This window comes from Citrobacter sp. UYEF32 (assembly GCF_040546205.1).
GTDB lineage: Bacteria > Pseudomonadota > Gammaproteobacteria > Enterobacterales > Enterobacteriaceae > Phytobacter > Phytobacter diazotrophicus.
The window spans coordinates 582,674-594,037 of sequence record NZ_JBEPNI010000004.1 but is presented as its reverse complement, the minus strand read 5'-3'; the positions used below and the strand labels follow the sequence as shown (position 1 = coordinate 594,037).

Genomic DNA, 11,364 nt, shown 5'->3' with positions numbered 1-11,364 from the left:
ATTTATCTAATAATGTGCTAAAGGATGTTTAATTAATTGATATGTAAATGAATTTAACCTTATTTACAATCAATAAGCCCAGCGCGGAGCGGCAGAGTAATGTGATCTGACTCACTATCGGGAAGCGTTGTTAATGCGTTACCCTACTAAGGGAAATGTGGATTTCAGAATATTATTCTGAGAATGTTCTTATGAGCACATGAACGCACTGTTTTTCACTTGTGACACTATTTCTGCAAAATATCGTCTGAACATAAGGAAAAGTAATTGCCCGAGGAGTGCATGAAATTGCGGCAATCTTGACTGGTTATGCAATGAATAAAAGCCTTGCCGGGCGATTGATCCACATCATCGCCGTCGAAAGCTAAAAATGGCAGGCTTGGCCTCTTTTCAAAGGCACGGCCTGTCAGATTATGCAGTTACAAAAATTAGTCAATATGTTTGGTGGGGATCTTGCCCGTCGTCATGGACAAAAGGTTCATAAATTGACGCTTCACGGCGGTTTTAGCTGCCCGAATCGGGATGGCACCATCGGCCGGGGCGGCTGTACGTTTTGCAATGTCGCTTCTTTTGCCGATGAAGAGCAGCAGCATCGTTCGATTGCCGAACAACTGGCGCATCAGGCGAACCTGGTGAATCGCGCTAAACGCTACCTCGCCTATTTCCAGGCTTACACCAGCACCTGGGCCGAAGTACAGGTGCTGCGTTCCATGTATCAACAGGCAATAAGCCAGGCCAGCATTGTTGGCCTGTGTGTCGGTACACGCCCGGACTGCGTACCCGAGGCGGTGCTGGATTTACTAAGCGAATACAAAGATCAGGGGTATGAAGTCTGGCTGGAGCTGGGTCTGCAAACCGCGCACGATAAAACGCTGCACCGTATTAACCGTGGGCATGATTTCGCCTGTTACCAGCGAACCACCCGTCTGGCCCGCGAGCGCGGGCTGAAAGTCTGTAGCCACCTTATTGTCGGTTTGCCGGGGGAAGGGCAGTCGGAATGCCTGCAAACGCTCCATCGCGTGGTAGAGACTGGCGTAGACGGTATCAAGCTGCATCCCCTGCATATTGTGAAGGGCAGCATTATGGCGAAAGCCTGGGAGGCGGGCCGTCTGCAGGGTATTGAACTGGAAGACTACACTGTCACCGCCGGGGAGATGATTCGCGCCACGCCAGCGGAGGTGATTTACCATCGCGTCTCTGCCAGCGCCCGTCGCCCGACGCTTCTGGCGCCGTTGTGGTGCGAAAATCGCTGGACGGGAATGGTTGAGCTGGATCGCTATCTTACTGAACATGGTGTGCAAGGTTCCGCAGTGGGTCGCCCCTGGATCCAACCGTGACGGTTGCCTGGCTCCGCATTTTTCGCACAACCTTCAACGTGTTGCTCAGAATTGGGTATTATTGAACGGAATTGTTTAAGGAAATCGCTATGAAGCAAATCCGTTTACTGGCGCAATATTACGTCGACCTGATGATGAAGCTCGGGTTGGTTCGTTTTTCCCTGTTACTTGCCCTGGCGCTGGTGGTACTGGCTATCGTCGTACAAATGGCGGTGACGATGGTCTTACAGGGGCAGGTGGCGAGCATCGACGTCATTCGCTCTATCTTTTTTGGCTTGTTAATTACCCCCTGGGCGGTCTATTTCTTATCGGTTGTCGTTGAGCAGCTTGAAGAGTCACGTCAGCGCCTGTCGCGGCTGGTGGACAAGCTGGAAGAGATGCGCGACCGCGACCTCAAACTGAATATCCAGCTTAAAGACAACATCACCCGGCTCAACCAGGAGATGGCGGATCGCGAGAAAGCCGAAGCTGAACGTCAGGCGACATTTGAGCAGCTTAAAGTGGAGATGCAGGAGCGCGAGCAGACGCAGATTCAGCTTGAACAGCAATCCACCTTTTTACGCTCTTTCCTTGATGCCTCCCCGGACCTGGTTTTCTATCGCAACGAAGACAAAGAATTTTCCGGCTGTAACCGGGCAATGGAACTGCTGACGGGCAAAAGCGAGAAGCAACTGATTAACCTTAAACCACAGGATGTCTACGCGCCGGAAGCGGCGGAGAAGGTCATTGAGACCGATGAGAAGGTGTTTCGCCACAATGTTTCGCTGACCTATGAGCAGTGGCTGGATTATCCGGATGGACGCAAAGCCTGTTTTGAAATTCGCAAGGTGCCCTATTATGACCGCGTAGGTAAGCGCCACGGCTTGATGGGCTTCGGGCGTGATATCACCGAGCGTAAGCGCTATCAGGACGCCCTGGAGCGTGCCAGCCGCGATAAAACCACCTTTATCTCTACTATCAGCCACGAACTGCGCACGCCGCTTAATGGCATCGTCGGGCTGAGCCGTATTCTGCTGGATACCGATTTAACGGCCGAGCAGGAAAAATACCTGAAAACCATCCATGTCTCTGCCGTCACTCTGGGCAATATCTTCAACGATATTATTGATATGGATAAAATGGAGCGTCGTAAAGTCCAGCTCGATAACCAGCCGGTGGATTTCACCAGCTTCCTCGCCGACCTGGAAAACCTTTCCGGCCTGCAGGCGCACCAGAAAGGTCTGCGCTTTGTCATGGAGCCTGCCCTGCCGTTACCGCATAAGGTGGTCACTGACGGCACGCGGTTGCGGCAGATCCTGTGGAACCTTATCAGCAACGCCGTCAAATTTACCCGTGAGGGGCAAGTCACCGTCCGTGTGCGCTATGACGAAGGCGATATGCTGCACTTCGAGGTCGAAGATTCCGGGATTGGTATTCCTCGCGAAGAGTTGGATAAAATTTTCGCCATGTATTATCAGGTGAAAGATAGCCATGGCGGCAAGCCTGCTACCGGTACCGGGATTGGTCTTGCGGTATCGCGTCGCCTGGCGAAAAACATGGGCGGTGACATTGTTGTTACCAGCCAGCCGGGCAAAGGTTCGATCTTCACCCTGACCGTTCACGCGCCTGCGGTGGCAGAGGAAGTGGAAGATGCGTTTGAAGACGATGATATGCCGCTGCCAGCGCTGCATGTGCTGTTGGTGGAAGACATTGAGCTTAACGTGATCGTTGCCCGTTCCGTACTGGAAAAGCTGGGCAACAGTGTGGATGTGGCGATGACCGGTAAGGCCGCACTGGAGATGTTCAAACCTGGAGAATATGACCTGGTACTGCTGGATATTCAGTTGCCGGATATGACCGGGCTGGACATTTCGCGCATCCTCACCAGCCAGTTTGCCCGCGACGATTTACCGCCGCTGGTGGCGCTTACCGCCAACGTACTGAAAGATAAAAAAGAGTATCTGGATGCAGGGATGGACGACGTCTTAAGCAAGCCGCTGGCGGTCCCGGCATTAACTGCCATGATTAAGAAATTCTGGGATGCGGGCGAAGAAGAGGAGAAAGACGCAATGTCTGTTACCGAGGGTCAAAAATCACAAAACCTGCTGGATATCCCGATGCTTGAACAGTATATCGAGCTGGTCGGTCCGAAGCTGATCACCGATGGGCTGGCGGTATTCGAGAAAATGATGCCGGGCTATCTGAGTGTACTGGAGTCTAACCTTACCGCGCGGGATCAAAAAGGGATCGTCGAAGAGGGGCATAAGATCAAAGGTGCCGCGGGATCGGTCGGTCTTCGCCACCTGCAACAACTGGGTCAACAAATTCAGTCACCCGACCTGCCTGCCTGGTGGGATAACGTCGGTGAATGGGTTGAAGAGATGAAGCAGGAATGGCAGCACGATGTTGACGTCTTGAAAGCGTGGGTGGCAAACGCTGGAAAAAAATGACCCCGGATTAACCGGGGTGCGCGAATACTGCGCCAACACCAGGGAAATCGTGGCTGCGCCGTAAAGTTATCTATTTTTTATCAAGGGCGCAGTCGGGAAAATTTGAACTGCACGCACATAAGATAGCAAATCTTAAAGTATTTGTTACATGAATCAGCGAAATGTGTGAAGCGTAGCGCCCTTATCAAAATTTTTAATTATCCCGAGTACGTTGCATAAAGGATGAGCAAAATGAAAAAAATCGGTGTTGTTCTCAGCGGATCAGGCGTTTATGACGGATCGGAGATCCATGAAGCGGTCATCACCCTACTGGCGATCGCTCGCGAAGGCGCTGAGGCTGTATGTTTTGCACCGGACAAGCCCCAGACCGATGTCATTAATCATCTTACGGGTGAACCGATGGGGGAAAGCAGGAACGTGCTGATCGAAGCGGCCCGAATTGCTCGCGGTGCGATCCTTCCTATCGCGCAGGCATCAATAAACGATCTGGATGCGCTGATCGTTCCTGGCGGATTTGGCGCAGCGAAAAACCTGAGCAGCTTTGCCAGTCTCGGTAGTGAAAGCGTGGTCGATCCGGATCTGAAACGACTGGCTCTGGAGATGCACCAGGCGGGGAAACCGCTCGGCTTTATGTGCATTGCACCTGCGATGCTGCCAAAAATCTTTGCTTTCCCGCTGCGTCTGACGATTGGCACGGATATCGATACCGCTGAAGTACTGGAAGATATGGGGGCTGAACACGTGCCTTGCCCTGTCGACGACATTGTGGTCGATGAGGACAACAAAGTGGTGACCACGCCGGCGTATATGCTGGCGCAGAATATTGCGGAGGCGGCCGCCGGGATCGAAAAACTGGTCTCTCGCGTTCTGGTGCTCACTGAATGAGAGGGGCGCGTGGCCCGCTAATGGCGAAAATCAAAAAGCTATTACTCCGGGTGGTGCTGGCGCTGGGCATTTTCTGGGGCGGCGGTATTCTTCTGTTCAGTTTTTTGCCGGTGCCGTTTTCAGCCGTGATGGTCGAACGGCAGTTTGGGGCGTGGCTTACCGGGGATTTCGGCTATGTCGCTCACTCGGACTGGGTCGGCATGGATGAGATCTCACCCTGGGCGGCGCTGGCGGTGATTGCCGCCGAAGATCAGCATTTCCCGGACCATTGGGGGCTGGATTTTGGCGCGATTGAAAAAGCCTTATCGCACAATGAACAGCATGAAAATCGTATTCGTGGTGCGTCAACCATTTCCCAGCAGACCATTAAAAACCTGCTGCTCTGGGACGGTAAAAGCTGGGTGCGTAAAGGCTTTGAAGCGGGATTAACGCTGGTCACGGAGGCTGTCTGGACCAAGCGGCGTATTCTGACGGTCTATCTGAATATTGCTGAATTTGGCGATGGCATCTTTGGTGTGGAAGCCGCTTCGCAGCGTTACTTTCATAAACCCGCCAGCAAGTTGACGATGGCTGAGGCGGCATTGCTGGCGGCGGTATTGCCAAACCCGGTACGTTTTCGCGCGGATGCGCCCTCAGGGTATGTGCGCAGCCGTCAGGCGTGGATTATGCGCCAGATGCGTCAGCTTGGCGGAGAAGAGTTCCTGGAACGCAATAAACTGCATTGACGATACCCTCTCCATTGGGAGAGGGAAAACGCGAGCAGTCAGTCTTCATCAAACCCGGCAATAAAAAGCGCAATGACGGCCGCCAGCGCTTCTTCTTCCTGGGGGCCTGTCGCTTCTATCTCTATCTGCCGGCCCTTGGCGGAGTCCAGCATGAGTAGCGCAATCACGCTATTGGCCTCGGCTTCGGTTCCTTCGTCGTTACGCAGCAGCACCTCAGCATCAAAGCCCTGAACCAGTTCAAACAGTTTCATCGCCGGGCGGGCGTGCATACCCAGCTTATTGGTGATTTCCACAGTTTGTTTTACGGTCATGTTTTCCGTTTTTCCAGCGTACGATGACGAGACTGAACGTTTTTACCGCGCGAGCGGAAATAGTCCGCAAGCTGTTCAGCCACATAGACGGAACGGTGTTTACCGCCGGTACACCCAATCGCCACCGTTAAATAGCTGCGATTATTGGTTTCCAGCATTGGTAACCACAGTTCGAGATAACTGCGGGTCTGGTAGATAAAATTGTGCACTTCCGTATGTCTGTCAAGGAAGGCGGCAACCGGTTTATCCAGCCCGGTCATTGGGCGTAATTTCGGGTCCCAGTGCGGGTTAGGCAAGAAGCGTACGTCAAACACATAGTCGGCATCGATAGGGATACCGTGCTTAAAGCCAAAGGACTCGAACACCATCGTCAGCTCGCGCTCGCGTTTACCCAACAGGCGGGTGCGGAGCATCTCGGCGAGCTCATGAACAGACATTTCCGATGTATCGACGATGAGATCCGCGCGTGAGCGCAGTGGCTCCAGCAGATTGCTCTCTTCATCGATGGCGCTTTCCAGAGACAGGTTTTTGCTGGAAAGAGGGTGCAGACGACGCGTGTCGCTGTAGCGGCGGATCAAGGTGTTACGATCGGCATCCAGGAACAGCAGTTGCGGTGAGAAGTAGTCCGGCAGGCTGCTCATCGCCTGCTCAAAAATTTCCGGGGATTCCGGCATATTACGCACATCGATGCTGACGGCGGCTGACGTCTGGCGGTCAGCCAGCGTTCTTGCCAGCTCTGGCAACAGGACGACCGGCAGGTTATCGACGCAGTAAAATCCCATGTCTTCCAGGGCGCGCAGGGCCACTGACTTACCAGAGCCCGAACGACCACTAACGATCATCAGGACCATGAGCCAATTCTCCTCAGAACCAATGACAGAAAGGCGGCTGTTGCGTTACGCATCGTCATTTTCGCCTTCTGTCAGCGTGATGATCTGATACAACTCCTCATCGCTTTGCGCTGAGCGCAGGCGGCGGCAGATGGTTTTGTCCGCCAGACGCTTGGCCACCAACGAAAGCGTATGCAGGTGGGTTTTGGTCTGATCGGCGGGAACCAGAAGCGCGAAGAGCAGATCGACTGGCTGGTTATCAATGGCATCGAAGGCGATAGGTGTTTCCAGTTGTACAAAAACACCAACGGCACGAAGAGTATCTTCTTCGAGTTTTCCGTGAGGGATGGCGATACCGTTACCAATGCCGGTACTGCCCATTTTCTCACGCGTCAGGATCGCTTCGAAGACCACTTGTGGTGGCAGACTCAACTGCTTTGCAGCCAGTTCACTGATAATTTCCAGGGCACGTTTCTTGCTCTGGCAGTGAACGCCACTACGGGTACATTCCTGGTTAAGGACATTGCTCAATTGAAGAGCGGAATCGTTGTTCATCATAATTTCACCTAAGCGTCGCCAGTGCAGACACCCTGCCGGGTTGCGGCAGGGTGATACGCGCCAGACGAGTGCCCGGACAATTAGTGTTGTTTCAGTTTATCTTTATGTTTCGTGAGCTGCCGCGCCAGTTTATCAATTAAACCGTCGATAGCAGCATACATGTCTTGTCCTTCCGCACTTGCATGAATCTCCCCCCCGTTTACGTGCAGGGTCGCGTCCGAGATATGAGTCACTTTCTCCACTTTCAACACAACATAGACCTGATTGATCCTTTCGAAATATTGTTCGAGTTTGGCAAATTTCGCGGTGACGAATTCGCGCAGGGCCTCGGTTATCTCGACGTTATGTCCAGTGATATTAAGCTGCATAGTGTCTTCCTTATCGGTTAGGTCACACCAGCTGTTTGCGCTGATTAGACGGCGGAATGGATAAAGACTCTCGATACTTCGCAACGGTTCGCCGCGCTACCATAATACCCTGATCTGAGAGCATGGTAGTCAGCTTACTGTCACTCAACGGCTTCGCAGGATTCTCTGCGGCAATTAATTTCTTCACCAGTGCACGGATAGCCGTTGACGAGGCTTCGCCGCCACCTTCGGTATTCACATGACTGGAGAAGAAATATTTAAGCTCAAAGATGCCACGCGGACTGTGCAGATATTTTTGGGTCGTGACACGGGAAATCGTTGATTCATGCATCTCGACGGCCTGAGCGATATCGGCCAGAACCATCGGTTTCATAAATTCTTCGCCTTGCTCGAAAAACGCCTGCTGCTGTTCAACAATGCAGCGGCTCACCCTTAACAGGGTGTCGTTCCGGCTCTCAAGGCTTTTGATCAGCCATTTCGCTTCCTGCAGATTGCTGCGGATAAACTGGCTGTCGGCATCGTTACGCGCCCCACCGCACATAGCGGCGTAGTGCTGGTTGATTTGCAAACGTGGAATGCTGTCGGAGTTCAGCTCGACCGTCCAGCGCCCATTGTGCTTGCGCACCAGCACGTCAGGAATGACATATTCGGGCTCGCCGGTCTGGATTGACTGGCCAGGGCGTGGATCAAGAGACTGGATTAAATTGACCGCCTCTTTTAGCACATCTTCTTTCAGACGTGTGACGCGCATCAGCGTTCGGAAGTCATGGTTAGCGAGCAGATCCAGGTGATCGCTGATGATTAAACGCGCTTCATCGCACCAGGGGGTCTCTTTGGCAAATTGAGAGAGTTGGATCAACAGGCAATCGCGCAGATCCCTGGCCGCAACACCGACCGGATCGAAACGCTGAATACGTTTCAGTACCGCTTCGACTTCATCCAGACCGATCTCTTCATCACCCATGCTTTCCAGGATGTCTTCCAGGGGAACGGTGAGATACCCCGTGTCATCAACAGCGTCGACAATGGAGGTCGCAATGGCGCGATCGGTATCCGAGAAGGGGGTGAGTTCCACCTGCCACATCAGGTAATCCTGTAGCGACTGGGTGGTCTCTCCCTGGTAAATAGGCAGTTCATCGTCAAGGTAATCGGTGCTGCTACCGGAAGGGGTGCCAGCGGTATAGATTTCGTCCCAACTGGCATCCAGGGGCAACTCTTCGGGCATCTCTTTTTGCTCAAGAGCGTCAACCGTGTCCAGCCCTTCGTTGTCCTGGGATTGTTGTGCATCCACTTCTTCGTGAAGATCGGTTTGCTCAAGCAATGGATTACTTTCCAGAGCTTGCTGGAGTTCTTGCTGAAGTTCCAACGTGGACAGTTGCAGCAGGCGAATAGCCTGTTGCAACTGTGGCGTCATGGCTAGCTGTTGGCTGAGCCTTAATTGCAAACCTTGCTTCATATTCAGAGCAGTACTCTCCGACTAAACACGTCAATAAACCCTACCCTATCAGAGTCTGAAGTCTTCCCCAAGATATACGCGCTTAACATGTTCGTCTTCAAGGATTTGCTGAGGCGTACCGTGCGCGATCAAATGCCCCTGGCTGACAATATAAGCCCGCTCACACACCGCCAACGTTTCGCGAACGTTGTGGTCGGTAATCAACACGCCAAGCCCGCTATCACGCAGATGCTCAATAATGCGTTTGATATCAATAACCGATATCGGATCAACGCCAGCAAACGGTTCATCCAGCAGGATAAATTTCGGGTTTGCGGCCAGCGCGCGAGCAATTTCGACACGACGACGTTCACCACCAGAAAGCGCCTGCCCCATATTGTCGCGCAGATGTTCAATATGAAACTCTTCCATCAGCTCGTTCGCCCGATCCACACGCTGTTCGGATGTGAGATCGTCGCGAATTTGCAGTACCGCCATGAGATTGTCAAATACGCTCAGGCGCCGGAAAATAGAGGCTTCCTGCGGCAAATAGCCGATACCGCGACGTGCCCGGGCATGTAGCGGCAGCAGACTGATATCTTCATCATCAATGATGATATTGCCCGCATCACGCGACACGATACCAACGACCATGTAGAACGTCGTGGTTTTACCTGCACCGTTAGGACCGAGCAGCCCGACAATTTCGCCTGAATTGACTGTCAGACTGACATCTTCCACCACACGACGACCTTTGTAGGCCTTGGCGAGATTCTTTGCAGTTAATGTTGCCATAACGAATTAGTTACTCTTTTTTTGCGCCGGAGCCGGAGCCGGGGTTTTATTGTTGCTCTTATCCTGCAACTGCGACGGCACCAGAACCGTCGTCACGCGTTTGCCTTTATCGCTGAAAGCCTGCATTTTCTGCTCTTTCACCAGATAGGTAATTTTGTCGCCCGTGATGTTGCTATCAAGCTGTTCAAGGTAGGCATTGCCTGTCAGGACCACGAAATCTTTTTCCAGCTCATAGTGCATCTGGGAGGCGTGGCCTTTCACAGGTTTGCCGTTATCCTGCATCTGATAAAAGGTGGCAGGATTACCGTAACCATCAATGATTTCTTTACCTTGCTGTCCGCCAGGGCGTGTTACCACAACCTTGTCGGCATTGATTTTGATGGTGCCCTGGGTCACGACAACATTACCGGTGAAGGTCACCACATTCCCCTGCATATCCAGCGCCTGCTGATCGGAGTCGATATGGATCGGTTGCTCGGTATCGCCGGTCACCGCAAGCGCCGGAAGACTGGCGGCAAAAAGGACACTGGCCAGGGCAAAATTAAGGCTGAGTTTGTTTGTTCTGAATTTCATAGGAGCTTCTAACCTTTTCAATAAGCTCGGCGTTTTTGCTGCGTAAATTGCCGCGCATTTTCAGGCCGGTGGAATTAAATGTTGTTCCGTATAACGTAACTTGATCATCAGAGGCGACATCCTGCGTGATCAGGTTTATCTGTGCATTATCCGTCGTAATTTTTCGCAGTTGAGCATCCGCGGTCAGGGCGTTGACCTCAACATGTCCGTAAAGGTAAAGCATCCGGTCATTGGTCAGCTTCGCTTTATCCGCCTTAATGGACCACTCGGGAATTTTATCTTTGTCGAAAGTTGTTAGCACCGGCTGGGTAAACCAGGTGATTGCATCAGCGGAATAATATTCAACATGCTGTGCTATCAGCCGATAGTTCAAGGCACCTTCCGGACTGTAGACTACCGTATCGGTATGCTCGCTTTTATACGTTGGGTCAGTATTGTTAACGGTCACTTGTTCTGGCTGTTCGCGATCGGCCAGATTCACCCCAATCAGTATCAGTGCGACCAGTGACAGCACAATGATGACCCAACGTCTGGTTTTACTCATATTGATTGCCCTTTGGCCTCATCAAGCTTGCCTTGCGCCAGCAATAACAAATCACACACTTCACGAACCGCACCACGCCCGCCTGCTGTACGGGTGACATAATTCGCCCGAGGAATGAGCAACGGATGCGCATCCGCCACCGCCACGCTTAAACCGATTTCAGCCATCACAGGCCAGTCGATGAGGTCGTCTCCCACATACGCAACGTGTTCCGGCGTCAGCGAAAGTTTGCTCAATAACTCGCGATAAGCCAACAACTTATCTGATTGCCCTTGATAGAGGTGCGTAATGCCCAGCGTTTCGCAGCGGTCTTCCATCAGTTTAGCTTTTCGGCCAGTAATAATGGCAACCTCAATGTCGGACGTTAATGCACAACGGATACCGTAACCATCGCGGACGTTGAACGCTTTCAACTCTTCTCCATTATTACCCATGTAGATAGATCCATCAGATAAAACACCATCTACATCAAGAATTAACAGCTTAATTTTTTCTGCCTTCGCCATTACCTGCGTACTGACGGGTCCGTAGCATGTCGCAAGCGACGCTCCAACCTTACTCATTCTTCGATCCT

Annotated in this window: 13 protein-coding genes; 4 read left to right on the top strand and 9 right to left on the bottom strand. The window is 52.3% G+C overall.

All coding sequences use genetic code 11. The features are described 5' to 3' along the window. The first annotated feature begins 413 nt into the window (after positions 1-413). The 4 genes from mnmL (at position 414) to mtgA (ending at position 5,376) form a co-directional block, all read left to right on the top strand. Positions 414-1,337: a tRNA modification radical SAM protein MnmL/YtqA gene (mnmL, locus tag ABIB59_RS14210; protein WP_039077442.1), complete on the top strand. Its 924-nt coding sequence runs from the start codon at positions 414-416 to the stop codon at positions 1,335-1,337. A gap of 89 nt (positions 1,338-1,426) precedes the next feature. Then, the gene (gene arcB, locus ABIB59_RS14205) at positions 1,427-3,766 is read left to right on the top strand and encodes an aerobic respiration two-component sensor histidine kinase ArcB (protein ID WP_039077443.1); all 2,340 of its coding nucleotides are present in this window, start codon (positions 1,427-1,429) and stop codon (positions 3,764-3,766) included. Positions 3,767-3,997: 231 nt separating this feature from the next. Beyond that, positions 3,998-4,651, top strand: a complete 654-nt coding sequence (gene elbB, locus ABIB59_RS14200; RefSeq protein ID WP_039077444.1) for an isoprenoid biosynthesis glyoxalase ElbB — start codon at positions 3,998-4,000, stop codon at positions 4,649-4,651. A gap of 20 nt (positions 4,652-4,671) precedes the next feature. Then, positions 4,672-5,376 (top strand): monofunctional biosynthetic peptidoglycan transglycosylase, encoded by a 705-nt coding sequence (mtgA, locus tag ABIB59_RS14195; RefSeq protein ID WP_354035844.1) that lies wholly within the window; start codon positions 4,672-4,674, stop codon positions 5,374-5,376. Positions 5,377-5,414: 38 nt separating this feature from the next. On the opposite strand, the gene npr is transcribed toward mtgA, so the two are convergent. From npr to kdsC, 9 genes are all read right to left on the bottom strand, one after another. Continuing rightward, positions 5,415-5,687, bottom strand: coding sequence for a PTS phosphocarrier protein NPr (npr, locus tag ABIB59_RS14190; RefSeq protein ID WP_039077446.1), 273 nt, complete (start codon positions 5,685-5,687; stop codon positions 5,415-5,417). Then, entirely contained in the window at positions 5,684-6,538 is an 855-nt protein-coding gene (gene rapZ / locus ABIB59_RS14185) for an RNase adapter RapZ (RefSeq protein WP_039077447.1), read from the bottom strand. Before rapZ ends, npr begins: the two co-directional genes overlap by 4 nt. 45 nt (positions 6,539-6,583) lie before the next feature. After that, positions 6,584-7,075: a PTS IIA-like nitrogen regulatory protein PtsN gene (gene ptsN, locus ABIB59_RS14180; protein ID WP_039077448.1), complete on the bottom strand. Its 492-nt coding sequence runs from the start codon at positions 7,073-7,075 to the stop codon at positions 6,584-6,586. An 80-nt stretch (positions 7,076-7,155) separates the two neighbouring features. Further along, entirely contained in the window at positions 7,156-7,443 is a 288-nt protein-coding gene (gene hpf / locus ABIB59_RS14175; RefSeq protein WP_039077449.1) for a ribosome hibernation promoting factor, read from the bottom strand. Positions 7,444-7,465: 22 nt separating this feature from the next. Further along, a complete protein-coding gene (gene rpoN / locus ABIB59_RS14170; RefSeq protein ID WP_071194438.1) occupies positions 7,466-8,899 on the bottom strand; it encodes an RNA polymerase factor sigma-54 in 1,434 nt (477 codons plus the stop codon). A gap of 48 nt (positions 8,900-8,947) precedes the next feature. Next, a complete protein-coding gene (gene lptB / locus ABIB59_RS14165; RefSeq protein WP_039077451.1) occupies positions 8,948-9,673 on the bottom strand; it encodes an LPS export ABC transporter ATP-binding protein in 726 nt (241 codons plus the stop codon). 6 nt (positions 9,674-9,679) lie between these two features. Further along, positions 9,680-10,246 carry a lipopolysaccharide ABC transporter substrate-binding protein LptA gene (lptA, locus tag ABIB59_RS14160; RefSeq protein ID WP_071194439.1) on the bottom strand — a complete coding sequence of 189 codons (567 nt, stop codon included), beginning with the start codon at positions 10,244-10,246 and terminating at the stop codon, positions 9,680-9,682. Further along, the gene (gene lptC, locus ABIB59_RS14155) at positions 10,215-10,790 is read right to left on the bottom strand and encodes an LPS export ABC transporter periplasmic protein LptC (RefSeq protein WP_039077453.1); all 576 of its coding nucleotides are present in this window, start codon (positions 10,788-10,790) and stop codon (positions 10,215-10,217) included. Before lptC ends, lptA begins: the two co-directional genes overlap by 32 nt. Beyond that, positions 10,787-11,353 (bottom strand): 3-deoxy-manno-octulosonate-8-phosphatase KdsC, encoded by a 567-nt coding sequence (gene kdsC, locus ABIB59_RS14150; RefSeq protein WP_039077454.1) that lies wholly within the window; start codon positions 11,351-11,353, stop codon positions 10,787-10,789. Before kdsC ends, lptC begins: the two co-directional genes overlap by 4 nt. Positions 11,354-11,364: the final 11 nt, after the last annotated feature.